The organism is Streptomyces sp. PA03-6a, from assembly GCF_033792765.1.
GTDB lineage: Bacteria > Actinomycetota > Actinomycetes > Streptomycetales > Streptomycetaceae > Actinacidiphila.
The window spans coordinates 18910-43181 of sequence record NZ_JARAVK010000008.1 but is presented as its reverse complement, the minus strand read 5'-3'; the positions used below and the strand labels follow the sequence as shown (position 1 = coordinate 43181).

General features: G+C 73.6%; 24 protein-coding genes. 7 read left to right on the top strand and 17 right to left on the bottom strand.

Annotated features, from left to right (window positions below; translation table 11 throughout):
* Positions 1 to 28: 28 nt before the first annotated feature.
* Both PV350_RS03635 and PV350_RS03630 read right to left on the bottom strand, forming a co-directional pair.
* A complete protein-coding gene (locus PV350_RS03635) occupies positions 29 to 532 on the bottom strand; it encodes a nitroreductase/quinone reductase family protein (RefSeq protein ID WP_500332802.1) in 504 nt (167 codons plus the stop codon).
* Entirely contained in the window at positions 529 to 1791 is a 1263-nt protein-coding gene (locus PV350_RS03630; protein ID WP_500332801.1) for an acyl-CoA dehydrogenase family protein, read from the bottom strand. The genes PV350_RS03635 and PV350_RS03630 overlap by 4 nt, the downstream gene beginning before the upstream one ends.
* A 72-nt stretch (positions 1792 to 1863) precedes the next feature.
* Between PV350_RS03630 and PV350_RS03625 the strand changes: the two genes are divergently transcribed.
* A complete protein-coding gene (locus tag PV350_RS03625; RefSeq protein WP_500332800.1) occupies positions 1864 to 3030 on the top strand; it encodes a thiolase C-terminal domain-containing protein in 1167 nt (388 codons plus the stop codon).
* A gap of 53 nt (positions 3031 to 3083) precedes the next feature.
* Here the strand turns inward: PV350_RS03625 and PV350_RS03620 are convergent, their stop codons facing one another.
* From PV350_RS03620 to PV350_RS03605, 4 genes are all read right to left on the bottom strand, one after another.
* A complete protein-coding gene (locus PV350_RS03620; RefSeq protein WP_500332799.1) occupies positions 3084 to 3914 on the bottom strand; it encodes a glycoside hydrolase domain-containing protein in 831 nt (276 codons plus the stop codon).
* A gap of 251 nt (positions 3915 to 4165) precedes the next feature.
* Positions 4166 to 4717 (bottom strand): GNAT family N-acetyltransferase, encoded by a 552-nt coding sequence (locus tag PV350_RS03615; protein ID WP_500332798.1) that lies wholly within the window; start codon positions 4715 to 4717, stop codon positions 4166 to 4168.
* A gap of 8 nt (positions 4718 to 4725) precedes the next feature.
* Entirely contained in the window at positions 4726 to 5157 is a 432-nt protein-coding gene (locus PV350_RS03610; RefSeq protein WP_499512418.1) for a Zn-ribbon domain-containing OB-fold protein, read from the bottom strand.
* On the bottom strand, positions 5154 to 5606 hold the full coding sequence (locus tag PV350_RS03605; RefSeq protein WP_499512419.1) for a DoxX family protein: 453 nt from the start codon (positions 5604 to 5606) through the stop codon (positions 5154 to 5156). Before PV350_RS03605 ends, PV350_RS03610 begins: the two co-directional genes overlap by 4 nt.
* Positions 5607 to 5738: 132 nt before the next feature.
* Between PV350_RS03605 and PV350_RS03600 the strand changes: the two genes are divergently transcribed.
* The 3 genes from PV350_RS03600 to PV350_RS03590 all read left to right on the top strand — a co-directional run bounded on the left by PV350_RS03600 (position 5739) and on the right by PV350_RS03590 (position 10246).
* Positions 5739 to 6932 (top strand): flavin-containing monooxygenase, encoded by a 1194-nt coding sequence (locus PV350_RS03600; protein ID WP_500332797.1) that lies wholly within the window; start codon positions 5739 to 5741, stop codon positions 6930 to 6932.
* A 277-nt stretch (positions 6933 to 7209) separates the two neighbouring features.
* Positions 7210 to 9417, top strand: coding sequence for an acetate--CoA ligase family protein (locus tag PV350_RS03595; RefSeq protein WP_500332796.1), 2208 nt, complete (start codon positions 7210 to 7212; stop codon positions 9415 to 9417).
* The gene (locus tag PV350_RS03590) at positions 9410 to 10246 is read left to right on the top strand and encodes an enoyl-CoA hydratase/isomerase family protein (RefSeq protein WP_500332795.1); all 837 of its coding nucleotides are present in this window, start codon (positions 9410 to 9412) and stop codon (positions 10244 to 10246) included. The genes PV350_RS03595 and PV350_RS03590 overlap by 8 nt, the downstream gene beginning before the upstream one ends.
* An 8-nt stretch (positions 10247 to 10254) precedes the next feature.
* Here the strand turns inward: PV350_RS03590 and PV350_RS03585 are convergent, their stop codons facing one another.
* The gene (locus PV350_RS03585; protein WP_499512423.1) at positions 10255 to 10884 is read right to left on the bottom strand and encodes a hypothetical protein; all 630 of its coding nucleotides are present in this window, start codon (positions 10882 to 10884) and stop codon (positions 10255 to 10257) included.
* An 84-nt stretch (positions 10885 to 10968) separates the two neighbouring features.
* On the opposite strand from PV350_RS03585, the gene PV350_RS03580 reads away from it, so the two are divergent.
* Positions 10969 to 11586, top strand: coding sequence for a flavin reductase family protein (locus PV350_RS03580; RefSeq protein WP_499512424.1), 618 nt, complete (start codon positions 10969 to 10971; stop codon positions 11584 to 11586).
* Between the two features lie 19 nt (positions 11587 to 11605).
* Here the strand turns inward: PV350_RS03580 and PV350_RS03575 are convergent, their stop codons facing one another.
* Both PV350_RS03575 and PV350_RS03570 read right to left on the bottom strand, forming a co-directional pair.
* Positions 11606 to 11932, bottom strand: a complete 327-nt coding sequence (locus tag PV350_RS03575; protein ID WP_499512425.1) for a hypothetical protein — start codon at positions 11930 to 11932, stop codon at positions 11606 to 11608.
* Positions 11933 to 12019: 87 nt separating this feature from the next.
* Positions 12020 to 13354, bottom strand: a complete 1335-nt coding sequence (locus tag PV350_RS03570; RefSeq protein ID WP_499512426.1) for an MFS transporter — start codon at positions 13352 to 13354, stop codon at positions 12020 to 12022.
* A 70-nt stretch (positions 13355 to 13424) separates the two neighbouring features.
* On the opposite strand from PV350_RS03570, the gene PV350_RS03565 reads away from it, so the two are divergent.
* Complete coding sequence (locus PV350_RS03565) at positions 13425 to 14450, top strand: GlxA family transcriptional regulator (protein ID WP_499512427.1); 1026 nt, start codon at positions 13425 to 13427, stop codon at positions 14448 to 14450.
* A 6-nt stretch (positions 14451 to 14456) separates the two neighbouring features.
* Here PV350_RS03565 and PV350_RS03560 read toward each other — a convergent pair whose 3' ends face one another.
* The 4 genes from PV350_RS03560 to PV350_RS03545 are packed head-to-tail and all read right to left on the bottom strand — an operon-like array spanning position 14457 to position 19045.
* The gene (locus PV350_RS03560) at positions 14457 to 15506 is read right to left on the bottom strand and encodes a Zn-dependent alcohol dehydrogenase (RefSeq protein ID WP_500332794.1); all 1050 of its coding nucleotides are present in this window, start codon (positions 15504 to 15506) and stop codon (positions 14457 to 14459) included.
* Positions 15506 to 16972, bottom strand: a complete 1467-nt coding sequence (locus tag PV350_RS03555; RefSeq protein WP_500332793.1) for an aldehyde dehydrogenase family protein — start codon at positions 16970 to 16972, stop codon at positions 15506 to 15508. The genes PV350_RS03560 and PV350_RS03555 overlap by 1 nt, the downstream gene beginning before the upstream one ends.
* Entirely contained in the window at positions 16969 to 18114 is a 1146-nt protein-coding gene (locus tag PV350_RS03550) for an acyl-CoA dehydrogenase family protein (RefSeq protein ID WP_500332792.1), read from the bottom strand. The genes PV350_RS03555 and PV350_RS03550 overlap by 4 nt, the downstream gene beginning before the upstream one ends.
* A gap of 28 nt (positions 18115 to 18142) precedes the next feature.
* Positions 18143 to 19045, bottom strand: a complete 903-nt coding sequence (locus PV350_RS03545) for an SDR family oxidoreductase (RefSeq protein WP_500332791.1) — start codon at positions 19043 to 19045, stop codon at positions 18143 to 18145.
* Positions 19046 to 19140: 95 nt separating this feature from the next.
* Here PV350_RS03545 and PV350_RS03540 point away from each other — a divergent pair, with 95 nt between their 5' ends.
* Complete coding sequence (locus tag PV350_RS03540) at positions 19141 to 20067, top strand: cyclase family protein (RefSeq protein WP_500332790.1); 927 nt, start codon at positions 19141 to 19143, stop codon at positions 20065 to 20067.
* A gap of 15 nt (positions 20068 to 20082) precedes the next feature.
* Here the strand turns inward: PV350_RS03540 and PV350_RS03535 are convergent, their stop codons facing one another.
* From PV350_RS03535 to PV350_RS03520, 4 genes are all read right to left on the bottom strand, one after another.
* Entirely contained in the window at positions 20083 to 20556 is a 474-nt protein-coding gene (locus PV350_RS03535) for an ATP-binding protein (RefSeq protein ID WP_499512433.1), read from the bottom strand.
* Positions 20557 to 20934: 378 nt separating this feature from the next.
* Complete coding sequence (locus tag PV350_RS03530) at positions 20935 to 21843, bottom strand: acyl-CoA dehydrogenase family protein (protein WP_500332789.1); 909 nt, start codon at positions 21841 to 21843, stop codon at positions 20935 to 20937.
* 6 nt (positions 21844 to 21849) lie between these two features.
* Positions 21850 to 22971 carry an acyl-CoA dehydrogenase family protein gene (locus tag PV350_RS03525; RefSeq protein ID WP_499512435.1) on the bottom strand — a complete coding sequence of 374 codons (1122 nt, stop codon included), beginning with the start codon at positions 22969 to 22971 and terminating at the stop codon, positions 21850 to 21852.
* Positions 22962 to 24158, bottom strand: a complete 1197-nt coding sequence (locus tag PV350_RS03520; RefSeq protein ID WP_500332788.1) for an amidohydrolase family protein — start codon at positions 24156 to 24158, stop codon at positions 22962 to 22964. Before PV350_RS03520 ends, PV350_RS03525 begins: the two co-directional genes overlap by 10 nt.
* Positions 24159 to 24272 lie beyond the last annotated feature (114 nt).

Genomic DNA, 24272 nt, shown 5'->3' with positions numbered 1-24272 from the left:
GGCTCGACGGCTCCACGGCTCCACGGCTCTACGGCTCCACGGCCCCGCCGCCACCGCCCGGCTCCCTGGGGACGAGCCGGAACAACCGGATCCGCCGGTCCACGCGCCGCGCGTAGGTCGCGTACGGCGGCCAGAACTCCAGCAGCGCCGCCCACACCGCCTCGCGCTCCCCGCCCGTCAGCAACTCCGCCCGGACCGGGACGTCCCGGCCGCGCCAGCTGACCTCCGCGTCGGGGTGCTTCAGCAGGTTCCCCGTCCACGCCGGGTGGTCCGTGCGCCCGAAGTTGCTGCCGACCAGCACGAAGGTCCCGCCCTCCTCGGGCATGCAGGCCAGCGGGGTGCGCCGGGGCAGCCCGCTGCGCGCGCCGGTGGCGGTGAGCACCAGCCCGGGCAGCATCCGCGCGCTGAGCAGCACCTTGCCGCGGGTCGCCCGGTGCACGAACCGGTCCACCGCCGGGACGACATGCGGCCCGACCCTGGCGAACGCCCGGGTCGACGACACCTTCTGCACGGCGGTCCGCAGCACGCTCATGCCGCCGCCCTCCCCTTGGTCGTGGTCGTGGTGGCGGGCGCAGTTGTGGGCGTGGGCGTCGGTGGGGACGCAGTCGTGGGCGTGGGTGTGAAGAGGCCCGCCCGCTCGGCCGCGTGGGCCCGCAGCGCGTGCACGGGGCCGAAGAGCAACTCGTCGGAGGCGGCCCGCTTCACGTACAGGTGCGCGTGGTGCTCCCACGTGAAGCCGATGCCGCCGTGCAACTGGACCGCCTGGCCCGCGGTGGCGCGCAGCGCCTCCAGGCCCTGGGCGAGCGCGAGCGGTGCCGCCACCGCGGCGTCCGGTGCCTGCTCCGGGGGGCTCCCGACGGCCCAGGCGGCGTAGTAGGCGGCCGAGCGGGCGGCCTGGACCTGGACGTACAGGTCGGCGAGACGGTGCTTGACGGCCTGGAAGGAGCCCACGGGCCGTCCGAACTGCTCCCTGGCCCCGACGTACTCCAACGTCCCCGCGAGCGCCTGGGAGGCCGCCCCGACGGCTTCCGCGGCCAGTGCGGCGGCGGCCAGGACACCCGTACGGGCGAGCGCGGGGCGCGGATCGCCCGCCTCCTCCCCGCCCAGGGGCTCGGCGGGGACGTCGCGCAGTTCGACGCGGGCCTGCGGGCGGGTCTCGTCCAGGGCGGTCAGCCGCCTGCGGACCAGGCCCGGGGCGTCGCCGGGGACGAGGAAGAGCCGGATCCGGCTGCGGGCGTAGCCACCCGTATGGGCGGCCACCAGCAGCAGCCCTGCGCCGGGACCCCCGAGCACCTGTTCCGCCTGCCCGTACAGCCGCCAGACCCCGTCCACCCGGCGGGCCTGTACGCCCCCCGCGCGGCCGCCGCCCGCCCAGTCACCGCTGTTGGGCCCGGTGAGGCCGAGGGCGACCGGGGGTGCGGCAAGGGCCGCGGGCTCCCCGGAGGCGAGGCGCGGGAGCAGGGCTCGGCGCTGGGCGTCGGTGCCGAGCGCCTCGACCAGGGGGGCGGTGAGCACGGTCGTGCCCAGCAGCGGTGAGGGCAGCAGCGCCCGGCCGGTCTCCTCGCAGGCCAGCACCAGTTCCGCCGGGCCGCAGCCGGCGCCCCCGTACGCGGCGGGCAGGGCGAGGCCGGGCAGGCCCAGCGACCGCGCCAGCAGCCGCCACAGGGCGCCGTCGTGGCCCTCGGGGGTGCGGGCGGCGGACTTCACCTCGTCCGGTCCGCAGCGTTTGCGGAGCAGTTCGCGCAGGGTGCGGCGGATCTCTTCCTGCTCCTCGGTGAAGGCGGCGTCCACGGCGAGCTCTCCTCCCACCTCGGGGGATCCGGCGGCGTCCGGAAACCCCGAACCTGATGTACCGTCAGATTCATGGCTCAGGGTCAGGGTACTCGCAACGGCCGTGAAGTCGCCGTCCTCGGTGTCGCGTTGTCCGACTGCGGCAGGGTCGACGACGCCACGCCCTACGCGCTCCACGCCCAGGCGGCGCGCCGCGCGCTCGCCGACAGCGGGCTGCCGCGGTCGGCCGTCGACGGCTTCGCCTCGGCCGGACTCGGCACGCTCGCGCCGGTCGAGGTCGCCGAGTACCTCGGACTGCGGCCGCGCTGGGTCGACTCGACCTCCGTCGGGGGCGCGACCTGGGAGGTCATGGCCGCGCACGCCGCCGACGCGATCGCCGCCGGGCACGCCGACGTCGTGCTCCTGGTCTACGGATCCACCGCCCGTGCCGACCTCAAGGCCGGGCGGCGCACCGCCAACCTGTCCTTCGGGGCGCGGGGGCCCCTGCAGTTCGAGGCCCCGTACGGGCACACGCTGATCGCCAAGTACGCGATGGCCGCCCGCCGCCACATGCACCGGTACGGCACCACCGCCGAGCAGCTCGCCACCGTCGCCGTCCGGGCCCGGGCGAACGCGGCCCGCAACCCCGACGCGATGTACCGCACGCCGATCACCGTCGACGACGTCCTGTCCGGGCCGATGATCGCCGACCCGTTCACCAAACTGCACTGCTGCATCCGCTCCGACGGCGGCTGCGCGGTGCTCCTGGCCGCCGCGGAGTACGCGCGGGACGCCGCGCCGCCCCCGGTGTGGGTGCTCGGCTCCGGCACCGCCGTCTCGCACGCCACGATGTCGCAGTGGGACGACTTCACGGTCTCCCCCGCCGCGGTCTCGGGACGGCTGGCCTTCTCCCGCTCGGGCGTCACCCCCGACGAGATGGACCTCGCCGAGATCTACGACGCCTTCACCTACATGACCCTGGTCACGCTGGAGGACCTCGGCTTCTGCGCCAAGGGCGAGGGCGGGCCCTTCGTCGCCGCGTCGCCCCTGCCGGTCAACACCGACGGCGGCGGGCTGTCCGCCTGCCATCCCGGCATGCGGGGGCTGTTCCTGCTCGTCGAGGCGGTCCGGCAGCTGCGGGGGGAGGCGGGCGAGCGCCAGGTGCGCAAGCCCGGTGGGGCGCTGCCGGAGCTGGCCGTGGCCTCGGGGACGGGCGGCTGGTTCTGCTCTTCGGGGACGGTGGTGCTGGGGCGGGACTGAGGGTCACGGACCCTCAGTCCCGCCCCGCCGGGGCTCCACCGCCCCCTCGGACGTCAGCCGGTGACGGCGACCGGGGCGTCCCAGTCGCTGCGGTCCACGGTGATGGTGTAACCGCCGCGGGTCTCCTTGCTGTTGACCATGTACTGGTGGCCGCGGCGGTGCCCGGTCCACAGCGACGTGGAGAACGGCCAGTCCGTGGTCGTGGTCTTGTGCTCGTCCCACAGCGCGTACCACAGGACGTCCGGCAGGTCGGTGCGGTTGGCCGCCGTGGCGACGGCCTTCGCGCTGGAGCTGCGGAAGCCGTAGAAGCCGGCCCAGTAGCCCTTGGCGTGCACGGCCTTGTCCCACGCCCGGACGTACGCGAGCACCGCGTTGTTGCACGAGGTGTTGGTGACGTCGTACGACTCCATGTCCAGGTACACCGGGCTGCCGGCCTTCATCCCCAGCGCCGACGACTTGGCCACCGCGTCCGCGCCGTCCGCCGCGCCCAGCGAGGCCGCGGTGGAGGCGGTCAGCTTCTCCGGGTTGCGGCTGGTCTGGCACGGCGGCTGCGCGCCCACGTAGAGCGGGATCAGCTTCCAGCCCGTGGCGCTGACCGACTTGACCCAGGACGCGGTCAGGTTCGGCTGCGCGCACCCCCGGTTCTTGCCGCCGACGTACACCGCCGCCGCACCGTAGAACCCGTTGTGCCACGCCTTCATCGCCGACGCGGAGGGCGCCGTGCAGGTGTCGAACGCCCGCCCCGTGTAGACCTTCGGGGCCGGGCGCGACACCGTGGTGGCCATCGAGGCCCCCGCCGCGACACCACCGCCCACGAGCACCGCGGCCGCCGCCACCGCCCAGGCGATGTAACGACGCTTCTTCGACATCCGGTGACCGGACATCCCCACCCCATTCGCGACACGGGACGCACCGCACCGGGTGCGCCTGGCAGGACTGCTGAGGCCCCCGGCACGGCGCGCGGCACGCGTGCGGCGGCTGTGCGGCGCGCGCGGAAGCACCGGCGTACGGGTCCGCGGCGCGCGAGGGGCGGATCGCACCTTAGCCAACCCGCACACGGCGATCGGGAAAGCACTTGTCCCGATCGGCACAAGATTCCCCCAAGGCGCGGCAAATCTCGGTGGGGTTGCCGGGGTCAGGGACGTGGGTCGGTCGCCAGGCGGCTGTGCAGGTGGACGTCCCGAAGGGCGCCGGACAGGTCGACGACCGCCTCGCGCAGGACCCCTTCGAGGACGTAACCGCAGCGCCGCGCGACACCGCAGGAGGGCTCATTGCCGACGGCGTGGCCCAGTTCCAGCCGGTGCAGGCCGAGATCGCGGAAGGCCCACCGGGTGACCGCCTCCAGGGCCCGGGAGGCGACGCCGCGCCCACGGGCCTCGGGGAGCGTCCAGTAGCTGACGCGTGCGCCGCGCATGGCGTGGTCGATCATCCCTATCCCGGCCTGGCCGAGCACCACACCGGCCTCGGTGACGGCGAACGACGCGAGGTCGCCGGCCCCCCAGCCGTCGCGCCGGCGCCGCAGGAACGCCCGCACGCCGGCTTCGTCGGGCTCGGGGGCGTGCGCGGTGTTCCAGCGGCGGAAGTCCGGGTCCGCGAGGCCGCGCAGTGCCGCGTCGAGGTCGCCGGACGTCTCCTCCCAGGGCCTGAGCAGCAGTCCGTACGCTTCCAACTCCACCGGCCTCAGCACGTCCTCATTCAAGCAAAGGAGGCGGTGGCCGCCCTGGCCGGACGGAAGACGGGGATCGCGATCTCCCCACCTGCGGCCGCGGGGCGGAAGCAGACGCGCAGGTCCATCCCGACGCGCAGCGCGTCGTGGGCGCAGCCGACGACCTCCGTCATCATGCGCGGCCCCTCGGCGAGGTCGACGACGGCGGCGACGTAGGGGACGCGTCCGGCGAACGGCCGGAGGTCGTTGGCGTGCACCACGGACCAGGTGTAGAGGGTGGCGTGGCCCGCGGCCTGCTCCCAGACGACCTCCTCGCTCCAGCAGTGCGGGCAGAACTCCCGGGGGTAGTGGTGGGCGGCGCCGCAGCCCGCGGCCAGGCACCGGCGGATCAGCAGCCGGCCCTCGGCGGCGGCGCTCCAGTAGGTGCGCGTGAAGGCGTCGGGCTCGGGCAGACCGGTCACAGGAAGAGCCCCCAGACGCTGTCGAGGGACCAGGTCTGCCAGCCCATGGCGAAGAGGAGGACGACGGAGGCGAGGATCATCATGGCGTTCTGCCCCTGCTCCGCCCAGTCGTGGATCATGAGGACGAGGTAGAGCAGGTTGAGGACGATGCCGCCGGCCAGCGCGACCGGTGTCAGCAGCCCGGCGGTGAGACCGAGCCCGACGGCCAGTTCGGCGTGGACGACGACGTAGGCCATCACCTTGGGGCGGGGCGCGACGACCGCGGTGAATCCGCCCCGGACGAAGGTCCAGCGGTGCTTCGCGGCGACGTCGGCGGCCCAGGTGATGCCGGTGCCCCGCTCGAACCAGCCCTTCTTGTCCTTGTGCCGCCAGCTCTCCAGCCACCACAGCCCGAGGCCGATGCGCAGGACGGCGAGCCATTCGGCGCCGGTCAGCCAGATCGTCTGCATCGTGTGCCTCCCCGGGGCAAGGAATCTGACGGTATGTCAGTTGACCGGATGCGGTCGCACCTCCGCAAGGTGCCGGGGCGAAAGCGCGCTACCTTCCGGAGTGACCCTCACCCTGCAGGCACGGGAGCAGCCATGACCGACACCTCGGCATCCGCCGGCACCTCCGCATCCGCCGCCACCCCCCTACCGAACACGGCGGCGCCGGACGCCATCGTCGTCGGCGCCGGTCCCGGCGGCCTCGCCGTCGCGGCGTCGCTGCGGCACCGGGGCGTGCGCACCCTGGTCGTCGAGCGGTCGGACGCGGTGGGCGCCTCCTGGCGCGGCCACTACGACCGGCTGCGGCTGCACACGACCAGACGCCTGTCCGCGCTCCCGGGCCTCGGGATACCCCGGCCGTACGGCCGCTGGGTGGGCCGCGACGACGTCGTGCGCTACCTGGAGCAGTACGCCGAGTTCCACGGGCTGGACGTCGCCACCGGCATAGAGGTGGGGCGGATCGAGCCCGCCGGGGACCCGGCTGCGGGCTGGGTGCTCCCGGCCACCGGCGGGCGCCGGCTGACCGCGCGGAGCGTCGTCGTCGCCACCGGCTACAACCACACGCCGCACCTTCCGGACTGGCCCGGGCGCGACACCTTCGACGGAGAGCTGCTGCACGCCTCCCGCTACCGCAACGGCCGGCCCTACGAGGGCCGGGACGTCCTGGTCGTGGGCGTGGGCAACACCGGCGCTGAGATCGCCGTCGACCTCGCCGAGTCCGGCGCGGCCCGCGTCCGGCTGGCGGTGCGGACGCCCCCGCACATCATGCGCCGCTCCACCGCGGGGTGGCCCGCGCAGCGCACCGGGATCATGGTCCGCCGACTCCCCACGAAGCTGGTCGACAAGATCGCGCCCTACGTGGAGCGCGTCTCCGTGCCGGACCTGTCCGCGTACGGGCTGCCCCGCCCGGACAACGGGCTCTACTCGCGGGTGCGGGAGGGCTCCGTCCCCGTCCAGGACGTCGGCATCATCGACGCCGTCCGGTCGGGGAAGGTCGAACCCGTCGCCGCCGTCGAGGGCTTCGACGGGCGCGAGGTGCTGCTCGCCGACGGCACGCGGATCACCCCCGACGCGGTGGTCGCGGCCACCGGCTACCGGCGCGGCCTGGAACCGCTCGTCGGTCATCTCGACGTCCTGGACGAGCGGGGCCGGCCCGTGCGGCACGGCGGCCGCAGCCCGAACAACGCTCCCGGCCTGTACTTCACCGGCTTCACCAATCCCATCAGCGGCATGTTCCGTGAAATGGCCATCGACGCGCGCCGGATCGCCAAAGCGGTGGCGCGGCGGTAGCGAACGCGCGCGGTGGGTACCGAGGGGGTACGGACGAGCACCCGCGCCGCACGCACCGCCTCCGTACCACCCCTGCGCGCCCCCGCACCGCCCCCGTACCGCTCCCGCTCCATCCCGGTCCGGCGGACCGGCCGGCCCGCTCCCCCTCGGCCGGCCGGACCGCCTTCCCGCGGGGCGCACAGGTTTCTCGCATCCTCCCCGTTCCTGACGGATCGTCAGTTCAGTAATCTGACATTGCGTCAGTTCTCTGGACCTTCGAGCGGGACGGGCGAGACACATGCTTGGATCGACCTTCAGCACGCGCGGCACCGATCCCGCGGCGGACGCCGGCGGCCCGGGCCACGGCACGGACGACGTGGACGTCAGCGGGCGCCCGCTGCACGCCCGCGTGCCCGACCTCGACCGCTTCTTCCGGCCCGAGTCCCTGGCCGTGGTGGGCGCCTCGGACGCCGAGGGCCGCCCCAACGCCGGCATCACCCGGCAACTCGTCACCTGGGCCGAGCGGGTCGGCGCCCGGCTCCACCCGGTCAACCCCGGCCGCGGCACCGTGTTCGGTCTGCCCTGCCACGCATCCGTCGCGGATCTCCCCGAGCCGGTCGACCTTGCCGTCCTGCTCGTCGCCGACCCCCTCCCCGTCCTCGAGCAGCTCACCGGGGCCAAGGCCCGGTTCGCGGTCGTCTTCGCCTCCGGCTTCGCCGAGACCGGGGAGGCGGGCGCCGCCGCCCAGGAGCGGCTCGGCCGGGCCGTCGCGGGCAGCGGACTGCGGCTGCTGGGGCCGAACACCAACCTCAACGCCTTCCAGGCGTTCCGTGAGGACCTCCCCGGGCCGGCGATCGCCCTGATCACCCAGTCCGGCCACCAGGGCCGTCCGGTCTACGCCCTGCAGGAGCTCGGCATCCGGCTCAGCCACTGGGCGCCGACCGGCAACGAGGCCGACCTGGAGACCGCCGACTTCCTCTCCTACTTCGCCGGGCGGCCCGAGGTCGGCGCGATCGCGGTCTACGCCGAAGGCCTCAAGGACGGCCGCTCGTTCGCCCTCGCCGCCGACCGCGCGGCCCGCAACAAGGTGCCGGTGGTCATGGTCAAGGTGGGCCGTACCGAGACGGGCACCCGTGCCGCCGCCACCCACACCGGCAAGCTCACCGGATCCGACGCGGTCGCCGACGCCGCCTTCCGCCAGTTCGGCGTGATCCGCGTCGACGCGCTGGACGAACTCCAGGACACCGCCGCCCTGCTGGCCCGGGCCCGGCCACCGGCCGCCGAGGGCGTGGTCGTCTACTCGATCTCCGGCGGCACCGGGGCGCACTTCGCGGACCTGGCCACCGCCGCCGGGCTGCCGCTGCCCACCCTCCCGGAGCCGAAGCAGGCCGAACTCCACCAGTGGATACCGGAGTACCTGAACGTCTCCAACCCCGTGGACAGCGGGGGCCATCCCGTCGGTGACTGGCGCGGCCGGAAGATCATCGACGCGATCCTCGCCGATCCCGCGGTCGGCGTCCTCGTCTGCCCGATCACCGGCCCCTTCCCGCCGATGAGCGACCGGCTGGCCCGGGACCTCGCCGAGGCCGCCGAGGCCACCGACAAACTGGTGTGCGTGATCTGGGGCTCCCCCGTGGGCACCGAGGAGGCCTACCGGACCACCCTGCTCGGCTCCTCCCGGCTCGCCACCTTCCGCACCTTCGGCAACTGCGTGACCGCCGTACGGGCCTGGCTGGACCACCACCGCTTCGCCGCCGGCTACCGCTCCCCCTTCGACGACGCGCCGCGCACGCCCTCCTCCTCCGCGCGGAAGGCGCGCGCCCTGCTGCACCCCGGCCGCCGGCTGAGCGAGCACGCCGCCAAGCAACTGCTCCGGGCGTACGGCATCCGCGTCCCGCGCGAGCAACTGGTCACCAGCGCCGCCGGTGCCGTCCGGGCGGCGGCCCAGGTCGGCTACCCCGTGGTGATGAAGGCGTCCGCCGACCGGCTCGCGCACAAGACCGAACTCGGCCTGGTCAAGATCGGCCTCACCTCCGCCAGCCAGGTCCGCGACGCCTACCGCGAACTCGCCGACATCGCCCGCTGCGAGGACCTGGAGCTCGACGGCGTCCTCGTCTGCCAGATGGTGGAGCGAGGCGTGGAGATGGTCGTCGGCATGAGCCACGACCCGCTCTTCGGGCCCACCGTCACCGCCGGCCTCGGCGGGGTCCTCGTCGAGGTCCTGCGGGATACGGCCGTCCGCGTACCGCCCTTCGACGCCGGGACCGCGCGGGACATGCTGCGGGAACTGCGCGGCGCCCGCCTGCTCGACGGCGTGCGCGGGGCGCCACCCGCCGACGCGGACGCGCTCGTCGACGTCATCCTCCGCGTGCAGCGCATGGCCCTGGAACTCGGCGACGGCCTCGCCGAACTCGACATCAATCCGCTGATGGTGCTGCCGCGCGGGCAGGGCGCCTGCGCCCTGGACGCCCTGGCCGTCTGCCGTCAGGAGAACACACATGACTGACTCCCCCCGTGGAGTGGTCACGGAGCGTGATGACTCCGTGGAATCCGTTGTACTCCACGTCACCGACAACGGGGTCTCCCGGCTCACCCTCAACCGCCCCCAGGCGATGAACGCCATCACCCCTGACCTGCGCGAACGCCTCATCCAGAAATTTCTGGAGGCCTCTGCGGACCCGGCCGTGCGAGCCGTCGTCCTGACCGGCGCCGGCCGCCGGGCGTTCTGCGCGGGGGCCGACCTGCGCGGCGGTCCGGCCGCCGCGGACCGGGTCGCGGGCGACGTGGCCCGGACGATCCGATCCGGGGCCCAACGCCTCATCGCCGCCGTCCTCGACTGCGAGAAACCCGTGGTCGCCGCCGTGAACGGCACGGCCGCCGGTCTCGGTGCCCATCTCGCCCTCGCCTGCGACCTCGTCCTGGCCGCCGACACGGCGAAGTTGATCGAGGTCTTCGTCCGCCGCGGCCTCGTCCCCGACGGCGGGGGCGCCTACCTCCTCCCCCGCCTGATAGGCCCGCACCGCGCGAAGGAACTCCTCCTCCTCGGCGACGACCTCCCCGCCGCCGCCGCCGAACGCCTCGGGCTGGTCAACCGCGTCGTCCCCGCGGACGAGCTCGACGCGGCCGCCGACACCCTCGCCCGGCGACTCGCCTCCGGCCCCACCCGCGCCCTCGCCCTGACCAAGCAACTCGTCAACGCGTCCCTGGACTCCGACCGCGCGACGGCCTTCGCCGCAGAGGCGGCCGCACAGGAGCAGAACATGACCACCGCCGACGCCCAGGAGGGACTGCACGCCTTCCTCGAACGCCGCCCACCGGACTTCCGTGGCCGGTGACACCGGGCTCACCCCTCGGGCGCCGCGACCCCGGGCGGGGGCCGGTACTCCTCCAGCAGTCCGGTGCCGTACGCCAGCAAAGCACCCGCGAAGACGAGCCCGATCACCGCGATCGTCACGACGGAGATCCGGAAGGCGACCTGCCGCTGCCGCGCCCACCCGGTCCTGCCCTCCGGGTCCCGGCGCCCCGCGTAGAACGAGGTGACCAGCACCGGCGCCGCACCGGCACCCGCGAGGCACAACCACGCAAGCAGGTACGGACCGCCGAGCCACACCACCGGCACCGCGAGGACGGCGGCCGTCGCGGCCTCCGCCGCCAGCAGGCAGAGCCAGCGGGGGCGTCGCCCGGTGCGCCCCGCGAGCCGCAGTCCCGGGACCGTCGCCGGCAGGGCGTGCAGGAGCGAGGCGGCCACCGCGAAGGCCCACAGGGGGATCAGGGCCAGCGGCAGCACGCAGAGGGCGAGCGGCTCCTCGAAGGCACCGTCCGCGGACTTCAGGGACGGAAGGACGACCATACGGACCGTTGCCGCGATCACCCCCACCGCGCAGTACGTCGTGACCGCCGCCGCGCGTCCGGCATCGCCCCACGGGTCGACCGCGGGCCGCGCCGGGAACCCCCACCCCGTACCCCATCCCATGACAGGCACGGTACGCGCGGGCTTCGGCCGTCCTTCCCACAGGCCTTCACTTCTGACGGTCCGTCAGTTTCAATGGACCGCGTGATGGGACAAGCAGGCATGGCGGTCGCCGTCGTCCGCTACCTCCGGTCGGCCGGGGCGGTGACGACGGCCGGGCGGGTGGACCCGCTGCCGCCGCCCGAACTGCGGGCCGTGCGGCCGGACGAGCGCGCCCCGGTGGACCAGGCCGAATTCCGGAAGGTACTGGGGAACTTCGCGAGCGGCGTGACGGTGATCGCGGCGCCCGGGGACGACGCGCAGGGCGGACCCGCCGGGTTCGCCTGCCAGTCGTTCGCGTCGCTGTCGCTCGATCCGCCGCTGGTCGCCTTCATGGTGGCGCGCACGTCCACCAGCTGGCCGCGCATCGCGCGGGCCGGGGTGTTCTGCGTGAACGTGCTCGGCGCGGACCAGCAGGAGCTGTGCCGCTCCTTCGCCGTGAGCGGCGGGGACAAGTTCGCGGGCGTGGAGTGGGATCCGGCGCCGGTGACGGGCTCGCCCCGGCTGCGCGGCGTGGCCGCGTGGATCGACTGCGCGATCCACGCCGTGCACACCGGCGGCGACCACCTCGTCGTCATCGGCCGGGTCCGGGATCTGGGCCACGGGGCGGAAGGCGGCGAGCCGCTGCTCTTCCACCGCGGCCGCTTCGGCCGGCTCGCGCCCTGACCGCGGCCGCGTACGCGCCTCAGCCCGTGAACTCCGGCGCCTGGTGGGGCGCCCACCAACTGGTCAGCGCCCAGATCCCGAGGGCGGCCACGGCCACCGCCACCAGGGCCGCGAGCCCGGGGCGGCGCGACCCGCGCAGCATGAGCAGCCAGAAGGCGAGCGGCACCAAGGCGCCGCCCGCGGCGATGAGCGGAAGGTCGACGTAGAGGACGCTCAAGTCCCGGCGCTGCCCTTCGAAGCCGCCCTCGACGTTGACCCTGGCGAGCGGTGCCCAGGCCAGCAGCGCGGACGCCGCACCCAGGCCCGCCACAAGAAGGGCGGTGAGGCCCTTGGTCGCTTCCCTCACGCACAGGACGGACGCCCCGGCGCCGCACGCGGTTCCCGTACCGCCACCAGGGCAGCCGCGGGACCCGGCAGCGCCGGGGCCGGCCGGCTACGCCGCGAGCGGGAGCGCCCCGGCGCCCGGGGTCGCCCGTCGCCGGATCACCAGCGCCATGAGCGCCGCCACCGCGCACAGCGCCCCGGAGGAGTACCAGACCACGTCGTAGGAGCCGAAGGCGTCGCGCGCCGCGCCGCCGAGGAACGCCACCAGGGCGGCGCCCAACTGGTGGGAGGCGAGTACCCAGCCGAAGACGATGGCGCTGTCGGCGCCGTAGAACTCGCGGCACAGGGCGATGGTGGGCGGCACGGTGGCGACCCAGTCCAGGCCGTAGAAGACGATGAACAGCACCATGGGCGGGTGCACGGCATCGTTCAGGAGCACGGGCAGGAACATCAGCGACAGTCCGCGCAGCCCGTAGTAGGTGGCCAGCAGCCGCCGCGGGCTGAAGCGGTCGGTGAACCAGCCGGAGGCCACCGTGCCCGCGATGTCGAAGATGCCGATCACGGCGAGCAGTGACGCGGCGGCCGTCACCGGCATCCCGTGGTCGTGGGCCGCGGGCACGAAGTGCGTCTTGACCAGGCCGTTCGTCGAGGCCCCGCAGATCGCGAAGGTCCCCGCCAGCAGCCAGAACGGGCCACCGCGGGCTGCGTTGAACAGCGCCTTGACCGCCCGCTTGGCCGCCCCCGTCACCGGCGGCGGCTTCGGCACGAACTCCGCGGCACCGTACGGGGCCAGGCCCACGTCGGCGGGGTGGTCCCGCAGCAGCAGGTAGACCAGGGGCGCGACGACGACCGCGGCGCCCGCCACGGTGAGGGCCGCGGCGCGCCAGCCCGCGTGCTCGATGATGACGGAGAGCAGGGGGAGGAAGATCAGCTGTCCCGCCGCGCCGGCCGCCGTCAGGATGCCCGTGACCAGGCCGCGCCGGTCCTCGAACCAGCGGTTGGTGACGGTGGTCGCGAAGGCCAGGGCCATGGAGCCGCTGCCCAGCCCGACGAGCACGCCCCACAGGAGCACGAGCTGCCAGCTCGCGGTCATGAAGACGGTCAGGCTCGCACCGGTCGCGATGGTGACGAGCGCCGCCGCGACGACCCGGCGGATGCCGAAGCGGTCCATGAGCGCGGCGGCGAACGGCGCCGTCACGCCGTAGAGCGCGAGGTTGACCGAGACGGCCAGGCCGATCATGCCCCGCGACCACCCGAACTCGCCGTGCAGCGGCTCGATCAGCAGTCCGGGCAGGGAGGCGAAGCCGGCGGCGCCGATGAGCGTGACGAAGGCGGCGGCCGCCACCGACCACGCGCGGTGGATCCGGGGCGTGCGGAACGGCCGGGGAACGTCGGGGCCCCTGTCGGCCAGGGGCTGCACGGGAAGCTCGGGAGTCTGCGTCACCAGGTCAGCATCCGGCATCCTCTTTCACGGAACGAGTGGCCGGATGGCCATGTTGTGCAAGGATCGGGCCATGGCCGAATCCATGGAGACGCCTTCGCCGACCGCACCTCCGCGCACACCGGTGCGCCACCGGGTCGTCGTCCTGGTGCAGCACGGTGTGATCCCCTTCGAAGTGGGCATCCCGCACCGCATCTTCGGCGGCGCGAGGGACTCCGACGGGGTCGATCTGTACGAGGTGGTGACGTGCTCCCCGCACGGTCCGGGACCGGTGCGCGCCGACGCCGACTTCGAGATCCACGTCGCCCACGGCCCCGAGGTCCTGGAGACGGCGGGCACCGTCATCGTCCCCGCCGCCCATGAGCGCTCCGTCGCGCACACCGAGGGCCGGCTGCCCGAGGAGATGGCGGCGGCTTTCGCCCGCATCCGTCCCGGCGCCCGGCTCGTCTCCATCTGCACCGGCTCGTACTTCCTCGCCGCGGCCGGCCACCTGGACGGCCTGCGCGCCACCACGCACTGGTCGAGCACGGACCACTTCCAAAGGCTCTTCCCCCGTGTGCGGGTCGAGCCGGACGTCCTGTACGTCGACAACGGCGACATCCTCACCTCCGCGGGCGTCGCCTCGGGCATCGACCTGTGCCTGCACCTCGTCCGCCGTGACCACGGCACGGCCGTGGCCAACGCCAGCGCGCGCCGTACGGTCGTGCCGCCGCACCGGGAGGGCGGACAGGCCCAGTACATCCAACGGCCCGTCCCCGAGCCCCAGCAGGCCACCACGGCCGCGGCGCGCTCCTGGGCGCTGGACCGGCTCGACCAGCCGCTGACGCTGCGCGAGCTGGCCGAGCGCGAGGCGATGAGCGTGCGCACCTTCACCCGCCGCTTCCGGGAGGAGGTGGGCACCAGCCCCGGGCAGTGGCTGACGCAGCAGCGCGTCGAACGCGCCCGGCACCTGCTGGAGTCCAGCGACCTGTCGGTCGACCAGGTCGCCTCGCAGGCAGGGTTCGGCACGGCGGCCTCCATGCGGCAGCACCTGCAGGCCGTCCTCGGCGTCTCGCCCAGCGCCTACCGGCGGACCTTCCGGGCGACGGCGGCGTTCTGAACCGCCTCAGAAGGTCAGCACGCCCCGCGCCACGCGGCCGCCCCGGGCGTCCTCCGCCGCCTTCGCGAAGTTCTCCACCGGGTAGGTACGGGTGACGAGTTCGTCCAGCAGGAGCCGGCCCTGCCGGTAGAGGTCGGCGTAGAGCGCGATGTCGCGCTGCGGCCGTGACGAGCCGTAGCGGCAGCCCAGGATGGACTTGTCGAGGTACATGGAGGACACCAGGAAGGACGCCTCGGCGTCGGCCGGCGGCACGCCCAGCAGGACGGCCTGGCCGTGGCGGTCCAGGAGGTCGACGGCCTGGCGGATGAGCCCGACGTGGCCGACGCACTCGAAGACGTGGTCGGCGCCGGTCGGCAGCAGCGCGCGCGCCGCCTCCGCCGAGTCCACGAACTCGGTGGCGCCGAACAGCCTGGCGGGTTCCTCCTTCGCCGGGTTGGTGTCGACGGCGACGATCCGGGAGGCGCCCGCGATGCGCGCGCCCTGCAGCACGTTCAGGCCGATGCCGCCGGTGCCGATGACCACGACCGTGTCGCCGCGGTCGACCCGGGCGCGGTTGAGGGCGGCGCCGACCCCGGTCAGCACCCCACAGCCGATGAGCGCGGCCGAGGTGAGGGGGATGTCCCGGGGGAGGGGGACGGCCTGGACGGCCTTGACGACGGTCAGTTCGGCGAAGGCCGAGTTGGAGGCGAAGTTGAACAGCGGCTCGCCCTGACGGCTGAAGGGCCTGCCGGGACGGCCGATGGCCTTGCGGCACATCGTCGGGCGCCCCCGGTCGCAGTCCGGGCAGGTGCCGCAGTTGGCGAGGGTGGACAGGGCCACGCGGTCGCCCTGCGAGACGTGCGAGACGCCGGCGCCGGTCGCCTCGACGACGCCCGCCCCTTCGTGGCCGAGCACGACCGGTACGGGGAAGGGGATGACCCCGTCGACGACGGACAGGTCGCTGTGGCACAGCCCGGCCGCGTGGATGCGGACCAGCACCTCGCCGGGGCCCGGGTCCCGGACCTCCAGGTCGTCGACGACCGCGGGCTGCGTCCCGTCGAAGATCACGCCTCTCATCACCACACCACCGCCTGGAGCTCGCTGTACGCGTGCAGTCCGAAGGAGCCGCCGTCGCGGCCGATCCCGCTGTGCTTGAAGCCGCCGAAGGGCGTCTCGGGATGACGCTGCACGGTGTTGATGCCGACGTTGCCGCTGCGCAGGCGGGCGGCCAGGGCCCAGGCGCGCGCGGTGTCGCTGCCGAAGACGTAGTCGTACAGGCCGTACGGGGTGCCGTTGGCGATCTCGACGGCCTCGTCCTCGGTGTCGTAGGGGAGGGCGGCGACGACCGGGCCGAAGATCTCCTCGCGGGCGACCGTCATGGCGGGCGTGACGTCCGCGAGGAGGGTGGGGGCCGCGTAGTAGCCGGGTTTGAGGTCGGGGCGCGCGCCGCCGGTGACGACGCGGGCGCCCTGTTCGCGGGCGCCGGCGACGTACGCCTCGACGCGGTCGCGCTGGGCGGCGGTGATCAGCGGGCCGACGACGGTGGAGTTATCCACAGGGTCCCCGACGGTCAGCGAACGGGCGTACTGTTCGAGGGCGGTGATCACCTGCTCGTACCGCCCGCGGGGGACGAGCACACGGGTCGGCGCCGTGCAGATCTGACCTGAATGGAATGCCCATGTTGAACCGACAGCAGATACCGCTGATCTGAGGACGCCCGGTGCGGCGTCCTCGAGGACGATCGCCGCGCCCTTGCCGCCCAGTTCCATCAGGGTCCGCTTCATCGACGCGCCCGCGACGCGGGCGATCGCCTGCCCGACCGCCGTCGAGCCGGTGAAGCTGATCATGTCGACGCCGGGGTGCGCGACCAGTGCCTCACCGGCCGCGGCGCCCGAGCCGGTGATGACGTTGAACACCCCGTCGGGCAGGCCCGCCTCCCGCATGATCCCGCCCAGCAGCAGGCAGGTCAGCGGGTCCTGGGGCGCGGGCTTGGCGACGACGGTGTTGCCCACGGCCAGGGCGGGGGCGACCTTGCCGGCCAGGTTGACCAGGGGGAAGTTGTAGGAGGTGATGCAGGCGACGACGCCCACCGGACGCCGTGCCGCCGCCGCGTTGACCAGCCCGCCGGGGGCGAGCGGCGAGGCCTTCACGGGCTGCGGCGCGAAGGGGATCGTGTCCGGCTCCAGCGCGCCCCGCGCGTAGCGCCGGAAGCGGTCCACCGCCGTAGGAATCTGCATGCTCGACGCGACACGGATCGTCGCTCCCGTCTCCTGCTGGAGCAGCGGTACGAGATCCGCCGACCGCGAGGCGAGGACGTCCGCGATCCGCTCCAGGATCGCGGCGCGCTCCGCCGGGCTCGTACGGGACCAGCCCTCGTACGCCTCCCGGGCAGCGCGCACCGCGGCGTCCACGTCCGCAGGGCCCGCTTGGGGGGCGTGCCCGACGGTCTCCTCCGTGGCCGGATTGACAACTGGATAGTGCGCTCCGGCCGGTTCGTGCCACCGGCCGCCGATCCAATGGCCGTACGTCCCGTCGCTGTTCATCCGCGAGGCTCCTTCGGGAGGCCGAGCACCCGCTCGGCGATGATCGTGCGCTGGATCTCGTCCGAGCCGCCGTAGATGGTGTCGGCGCGGCTGAAGAGGAACATGCGCTGGGCCTGGTCGAGTTCGTACGGCCGCTCCGGCTCCCACGGCGCTGGGCCGGTCGCGGCGGGGGCGCCGCGGACGGCGACGGCCAGTTCGCCGAGCCGCTGGTGCCAGCCGCCCCACAGCAGCTTGGCGACGCTCGGGGCGGCCGGGTCGGCGGTGCCCAGCGTGCGCAGGGCGTTCCAGCGCATGGTGCGCAACTCGGCCCACTGGCGCACCAGCCGGTCCCGCAGCACGGGATCGGTCACCGCCCCGGTGGCGACGGCGCGGTCGACAACCTGCCGCAGTTCGCGTTCGAAGCCGATCTGCTGCACGAGGGTGGAGACCCCGCGCTCGACGCCCAAGAGGGACATGGCGACCTGCCAGCCGTTGCCCTCCCCGCCGACGACGTGGGCGGCATCGGCGCGGGCCCCATCGAAGAAGACCTCGTTGAACTCGGCCGTCCCGGTGAGCTGGCGGATGGGGCGGACCTCGACCCTGCCGGGCTGGTCCATGGGGACCAGCAGGAAGCTCAGTCCGTGGTGCCGGCGCGAGTCGGGTTCGGTGCGCGCCAGGACGAAGCACCAGTCGGCGTCCTGGGCGAGGGAGGTCCAGATCTTCTGGCCGGTCACGCGGTAGCAGGGACCGCCGGCGTCGTGGTCCGAGGCGGCCGCGGTGCGGACGCCGGCGAGGTCGGAGCCCGCCCCGGGCTCGCTGTACCCCTGGCACCACAGTTCCTCGCCGCGTGCGACCGGCGGCAGGAAGCGGTCGCGCTGGTCGGGCGTGCCGTGCGCCTCCAGGGTGGGGGCCAGCAGGTTCTCGCCGATGTGCCCGGACCGGGCGGGCGCCTCGGCGCGGGCGTACTCCTCGCCCCAGGCGACCTGCTGGGGCAGGGTGGCACGCCGGTTGCCGTAGTCGCCGCGCCAGCCGAGGCCGATCCAGCCGGCGGCGCCGAGTTCCCGCTCCCACTCCCGGCCGGGTGCGCGGTCCGGGTGCGCCGCCAGCCACTCCCGGGCCTGCGCGCGGAAGGCCTCCGTCTCCGGGCCGAAGGTGAAGTCCATGGTCCGCCCTCTCCTCGGTGCGGGGCCGTCACTGCCCTCGGGAGGCGGCCGCGGCGGCGCGCATGGCCTCGAGCTGGGCGAGCATCGGCATGGGGTCGGTGCCGACGGAGCCGGGCAGGGCCGCGGCGATGCGCTGCGGTGTCCATCCCCCGCCGTCCGCGTAGGCGGCGCGCAGTTCACGGGGCTGCGCCCAGACCGCGATCTTGGGTCCGGCGACCGTGTAGACCTGTCCGGTGACGTCGCGGGCGTGATCGCTGAGCAGGAAGACGACCATGGCGGCGACGTCCTCGGGCTCGCCGATCTCGGCGAGCTCCATGGGCACGTTGGCGGACATGCGGGTGCGTGCCACGGGGGCGACGCAGTTGGCGGTCACGCCGTAGCGGTGCAGTCCGAGTGCGGCGCTGCGCACCAGCGAGATGATCCCGCCCTTCGCCGCGGAGTAGTTGGCCTGGGAGACGCTGCCCTGGTGGTTGCCGCTGGTGAAGCCGACGAGGGTGCCCGAGCCCTGCCGTCGCATCACGGCCGAGGCGGCGCGGAAGACGGTGAAGGTGCCCTTGAGATGGGTGGCGAGGACCGGGTCCCACTCGTCCTCGCCCATGTTGAAGAGCATGCGTTCGCGCAGGATCCCGGCGACGCAGACCACTCCGTCGACGCGGCCGTAGGTCTGCACGGCCGTGGTGACGATCCGTTCGCCGCCCGCCATCGACGAGACGTCGTCGGTCACCGCGGTGGCCTCGCCGCCGGCCGCCTCGATCTCCTTGACGACGGCGGCCGCGACCTCACCGGTCGGTCCGCTGCCGTCGACCGCGACACCGTAGTCGTTGACGACGACCTTGGCGCCCTCGGCCGCGCACGCGAGGGCGACGGCCCGCCCTATGCCGCGCCCGGCCCCGGTGACCGCGACGACCTTTCCGTTCAGGAAGTTGCCCACGTCCGGTCCCGCCCCTTCTCAGAGTTTCTGACGGACCGTTAGATTTTAGGAGCACGGACGCACCCCAGCACAAGCCCTGAGACCAGGAGGCAGCGATGGCGTTCCCCGCCGAGTTCCACGACATCGCCAAGCGCGTCAACAACTGGGGCCGCTGGGGTGAGGACGACGAGACCGGCACCCTCAACCTGGTCACCGACGAGGTCGTCCGCGCGGCGGCCGGCACCGTGCGCAGCGGACGCCGCGTGCCGCTCGCGCTGCCCCTGCAGCAGGACGGGGTGCAGACGGGAATGATCCCGGGCCGGGTCAACCCCCTGCGCACCATGGTGATGCTCAACCACGAGATGTTCGGCCCGGGCACCGTCGCCACCAGCGACGACATCGTCACCATGGGGCTGCAGGCGGCGACCCACTGGGACGCCCTGACCCATGTCTCGCACTCGGGACGGATCTACAACGGCCGCCCGGCCGGCTCCATCACCGCCCACGGCGGCGCCGCCTTCAGCGGCATAGAGAAGATCACGACGCTGCTCTCCCGCGGCGTCCTGCTCGACGTGGCCCGCGCCCGCGGCACCGACCGGCTGCCCGGCGACCACGCGGTCACCCCCGACGACCTCGACGCGGCCGAGGAACTGGCCCGGACCACCGTCCGCGCCGGGGACGTCGTGCTCGTCCGCACCGGTCAGATGCGGCTGTACCTGGCGGGCGACAAGCACGCCTACGCCTTCCCCTCACCGGGGTTGTCGGTGCGCACTCCCGAGTGGTTCCACGCCCGCGACGTCGCGGCGGTCGCCAACGACACGCTGACCTTCGAGATCTTCCCGCCGGAGATCGAGGACCTGTGGCTCGCCGTGCACGCCCTGGACCTGGTGGAGATGGGCATGCCCCAGGGCCAGAACTGGAATCTCGAGGCGCTGTCGGAGGCCTGCGCCGAGGAGGGGCGGTACGCGTTCCTGCTGGACGCCACCCCGCAGCCCTTCGTGGGCGGGGTCGGCAGTCCGGTCGCGCCGGTGGCGGTGCTCTGAGGGCGGTCCGTACGGTCAGAAGGCGGGGCGGCGGATCAGCCCGCCCATGGACTGCGCGGGGACGATCGCGGGGCGCTCGCTGCGGTCGATCTCGCACCAGATCTGCTTGCCGGCACCTTCACGCTGCCAGCCCCAGCGGTCCGCGAGGCCGTCCACGAGTTCCAGTCCCCGGCCGCCGGTCTCGTCGTTGTCGGCGTGCCGCGGCCGTGGCGGCGCGTCGCTGGTGTCGGCCACCTCGACGCGCACGGTCTCCCGTTCGCCGCTCTGCGCGGCGCCGGAGGAGCGGAAGAGCATCCGCAGCACGGCCGGACAGCCGGTGTGCACGACGGCGTTGGTGACCAGTTCGGAGATGAGCAGGATCAGCGTCTCGGCGACCGGCTCGTCGGCTCCTATGCCGGAGCCCGCGAGACGCGAGCGGGCCCACCGGCGGGCCCGGCCCACCTCCGCGGGGTCGGGGCCGACCTCAAGCTGAACCTGGAGCACCTGCACCGCTCACACCATCCGAACCGGCGGACACGTCGCCTCGCGCCTCGGCAGGGTCACCGTACGTGACCTCTTCGCAACCCAGCATGATTGACCCGCAGTGACCGCAACAAGCGCTTCGGGCATATTCCAGCGCAAGGGGGCACGAGTGCTGCATACTGTGCGAGGCCCATTACGGGGCGAAATCGAACAGCCCGGTACAGGCAGCCCGCCGGGTACCGAGACCCCGCCACTGCCACATCCGTCGCGTTTCACCACCACACGCACCCGATGGAGCGTACCCGAGGCAGGCTCCGACTCCACGGCGTGACGAGTCACACCTCGGACACAACCCGATATCGACGCTCGGGGACTCCTTATCCGTGACGAATCGGCCATAACTACCTAAACCCAGCGAAGAGTCTCGTCGAGGAGTCTCTCCGCGAGCTGCTCCTCACACTCCGCCACGGAACGGCCCCGGCTCCGCAGGATCCACGACCGCTTGACGTGGAGATGCACCTCCGCCTCCCAGGTGAAACCCATACCGCCGAACACCTGCAGGCAGTCACGGGCGTTGCGGACGGCCGCCTCGTCCGCCAGCAGCCGTGCGGCCGCCGTCTCGCCCGGATCCCCGGAGACCGCCGCCGCACGCACCGCCGTGCGTGCCATCTCGACCCGGACCAGCATCTCGGCGCACAGGTGCTTGACCGCCTGGAAGGAGCCGACGGGCCGCCCGAACTGCTCCCGTGTCCCGGCGTACCGCACGGCGAGCTCCAGGGTGCGCGCCGCGCTGCCGGTCTGCTGCGCGGAGGTCAGCAGTTCGCCGGCTCCCCCGCCGCCGCCGGCCGGTTCGCCGCCCACCATCCGGTGCAGCGGAGTGAGCGGGTCCACCGAACGTATCGGCTCGGCCTTGTCGAAGGAGCCCAGCACGTGGTCGGACGCCTCCAGCCACTCGGCCAGCTCGCCGTCGACCGCGGTGACCACCGTGGCGCCCTCCGCCGCCCCCAGCACGCGTCCGGCCGCCAGGTGCGTCGTCACCAGCGGACCCGGCAGCAGCGCCCGTCCGGCCTCCTCGAAGACGAGCACGGCCTCCGGGAGGCCGAGGCCGAGCCCGCCCCGCTCCTCCGGCAGCCGCAGTGCGAAGAACCCCGCCTCCCCCAGCGCCCGCCACATCTGCCGGTCGAGGGTCACCGGGGGCCCCGCGGCCGCCCCGGCGGCGTCCTCCCGCAGGCGCTCCGCCGGGTAGAGCCGCGCCAGCAGTCCACGGGTCCCGTCGGCGAGCGCCCGTTGGTCCTCGGTGAGGCGGAAGTCCACGGCCGCTCACGCCCCCTTCGGCAGGCCGAGGATCCGCTCGGCGACGATGTTCCGCTGGATCTGCGACGTGCCCGCCGCGATGGTGTACGAGAGCGAGGAGAGCCGGTCCGCCGTCCACGGGCGGTCCGCGTCCAGCGCCCCGGACGGGCCGAGGACCTCGGCGGCGGTGTCGTAGAGCTCCTGGCGCGCATGCGAGTAGCGCAACTTGAGGACCGAGCCCCCGACGCCCGGGGCGCCGGCGCTGACGTTCCACTGGACCAGCCGCCACAGGACGCCGAACTCCGCCACCAGACGGCCCAGTCGGCGCCGCAGCACGGGGTCGTCCCAGGCTCCCGTCTCCCGGGCGGTCCGTGCCAGTTCACGCAGGGTCCGCCGGCAGGCGACGACCTCACCCGCGAAAGCGGTGCCGCGCTCGAAGGAGAGGGTCACCATCGTGACCCGCCAGCCGTCGTTCTCCGCTCCGACCCGGTTGGCGACCGGCACGCGCACCTCGTCCAGGAAGACCTCGGCGAACTCCGTCGTCCCGGCCAGGGTCCGCAGCGGCCGCACCGTCACGCCCGGCACGTCCATCGGCATCGCCAGCCAGCTGATGCCGCGGTGCCGCGGTGCGTCGGGATCGGTGCGCACCAGCAGTTCGCACCAGTCGGCGACCTCGGCATGCGAGGTCCAGATCTTCGAACCGGTGACCACGTAGGCGTCGCCGTCGCGCACCGCCCGCGTCCGCAGGGACGCCAGGTCCGAGCCCGCCCCCGGCTCGCTGAAACCCTGGCACCACACCTCGTCCCCGCGCAGCACCGGGGGCAGCCAGCGTTCACGCTGGCCGGCCGTCCCCTCGGCCGCGATGGTGGGCCCGGCGTGCAGCAGACCGACGAAGTTCGCGCCGACGTAGGGCGCCCCGGCCAGCTCGGTCTCCTCCAGGAAGATCAGCCGTCGGGTCGGGTCGGCGTTCCAGTGGACGTCAGCGTACCCCGCCTCGTACAGGCGCCGCTGCCAGCCGGTGTCGTACGCCCGCCGGGCGGGCCAGTCGGCGGGGTCCGGCGCGGACGGCAGCGTGGGCAGCGTCCGGGCGAGCCAGGCCCGCAGCTCGCCCCGGTACGCCTGCTCCGCCTCGGTGTACGTCAGGTCCACCGGTCCGGCTCCAGCCCCAGCATGCGGATGGCGTTGCCGCGCATGAGCTTGTACACCGTCTCGTCGTCGAGGCCCTTCACATGGTCGAGGGCGACCTCCTTGGTGTGCGGGAAGGTCGAGTCGACGTGCGGGTAGTCGGTCTCGAAGGTCGCGTTGTCGCGGCCGACGACGTCGATCGAGGCGACGCCGTGCTTGTCGCGGAAGAAGCAGCAGAAGATCTGCCGGTAGTAGTAGGTGGAGGGCGGCTCGGGGATCACGTCACGCACGCCGCCCCACGCCCGGTGCTCCTCCCAGACGTCGTCGGCCCGCTCCAGGGCGTAGGGGATCCAGCCCATCTGCCCCTCGCTGTAGGCGAGCTTGAGCCGGGGGTGGCGCACCAGCACCCCGCTGAAGAGGAAGTCCATCATCGAGGCCATCGCGTTGTTGAAGGAGAGCGAGGCCTGCACGGCGGGCGGCGCGTCCGGGGAGGCGGCCGGCATCTGCGAGGACGAGCCGATGTGCATGTTCACCACCGTCCCGGTCTCCTCGCAGACGGCGAAGAAGGGGTCCCAGTACCCCGAGTGGATGCTGGGCAGACCGAGGTGGGTCGGGATCTCGCTGAAGGTGACGGCCCGCACCCCGCGGTCCGCGTTGCGGCGGATCTCGGCGACGGCCAGGCCGACGTCCCACAGCGGGATCAGGCAGAGCGGGATCAGCCGGCCGCCGCTGTCCCCGCACCACTCCTCGACCATCCAGTCGTTGTAGGCGCGGACGCAGGCGAGGGCGACCTCCTTGTCCTTGGCCTCGGCGAAGGTCTGACCGCAGAAGCGCGGGAAGGTGGGGAAGCAGAGCGAGCCCTCGACGTGGTTGAGGTCCATGTCGGCGAGCCGGGCCTTGGGGTCCCAGCAGCCACGCCGCATCTCCTCGCGGGTGATGCCCTCCAGGGTCATCTCGTCCCGGTCGAAGCCGACGGCGGCGATGTTCCTCTTGTAGGGGAACTTCAGGTCCTCGTAGATCCACCAGTCGGTCGGCGGGCCGTCCGGGTCCATCGTGATCTGGTACTTCCCGCCGATGTAGGCGAGCTCCCCGATCCCGGCGGTCAGCGGCTGGGGCCCGCGGTCCCGGTACTTCGCCGGCAGCCAGGTCTCGAAGAGGTGTGCGGGTTCGATCACGTGGTCGTCGACGCTGATGATCCGGGGCAGTTCCATCGCTCCCCGCCCTTCCTTGAATCTGATGGACCGTCAGATTCACAGTACGCCCGCCGCCCCGGAGCGTCCATCGGCGACGCGCGGACCCTGGACCACACCCGGCCGGGCGCCTAC

What these genes read in the sequence shown, in the direction of transcription:
- PV350_RS03635 (WP_500332802.1), bottom strand. Translation starts at nt 532, where the DNA reads ATGAGCGTGCTGCGGACCGCCGTGCAGAAGGTGTCGTCGACCCGGGCG.
- PV350_RS03625 (WP_500332800.1), top strand. Translation starts at nt 1,864, where the DNA reads ATGGCTCAGGGTCAGGGTACTCGCAACGGCCGTGAAGTCGCCGTCCTC.
- PV350_RS03620 (WP_500332799.1), bottom strand. Translation starts at nt 3,914, where the DNA reads ATGTCCGGTCACCGGATGTCGAAGAAGCGTCGTTACATCGCCTGGGCG.
- PV350_RS03605 (WP_499512419.1), bottom strand. Translation starts at nt 5,606, where the DNA reads ATGCAGACGATCTGGCTGACCGGCGCCGAATGGCTCGCCGTCCTGCGC.
- PV350_RS03600 (WP_500332797.1), top strand. Translation starts at nt 5,739, where the DNA reads ATGACCGACACCTCGGCATCCGCCGGCACCTCCGCATCCGCCGCCACC.
- PV350_RS03595 (WP_500332796.1), top strand. Translation starts at nt 7,210, where the DNA reads ATGCTTGGATCGACCTTCAGCACGCGCGGCACCGATCCCGCGGCGGAC.
- PV350_RS03590 (WP_500332795.1), top strand. Translation starts at nt 9,410, where the DNA reads ATGACTGACTCCCCCCGTGGAGTGGTCACGGAGCGTGATGACTCCGTG.
- PV350_RS03585 (WP_499512423.1), bottom strand. Translation starts at nt 10,884, where the DNA reads ATGGGATGGGGTACGGGGTGGGGGTTCCCGGCGCGGCCCGCGGTCGAC.
- PV350_RS03580 (WP_499512424.1), top strand. Translation starts at nt 10,969, where the DNA reads ATGGGACAAGCAGGCATGGCGGTCGCCGTCGTCCGCTACCTCCGGTCG.
- PV350_RS03565 (WP_499512427.1), top strand. Translation starts at nt 13,425, where the DNA reads ATGGCCGAATCCATGGAGACGCCTTCGCCGACCGCACCTCCGCGCACA.
- PV350_RS03560 (WP_500332794.1), bottom strand. Translation starts at nt 15,506, where the DNA reads ATGAGAGGCGTGATCTTCGACGGGACGCAGCCCGCGGTCGTCGACGAC.
- PV350_RS03555 (WP_500332793.1), bottom strand. Translation starts at nt 16,972, where the DNA reads ATGAACAGCGACGGGACGTACGGCCATTGGATCGGCGGCCGGTGGCAC.
- PV350_RS03550 (WP_500332792.1), bottom strand. Translation starts at nt 18,114, where the DNA reads ATGGACTTCACCTTCGGCCCGGAGACGGAGGCCTTCCGCGCGCAGGCC.
- PV350_RS03540 (WP_500332790.1), top strand. Translation starts at nt 19,141, where the DNA reads ATGGCGTTCCCCGCCGAGTTCCACGACATCGCCAAGCGCGTCAACAAC.
- PV350_RS03520 (WP_500332788.1), bottom strand. Translation starts at nt 24,158, where the DNA reads ATGGAACTGCCCCGGATCATCAGCGTCGACGACCACGTGATCGAACCC.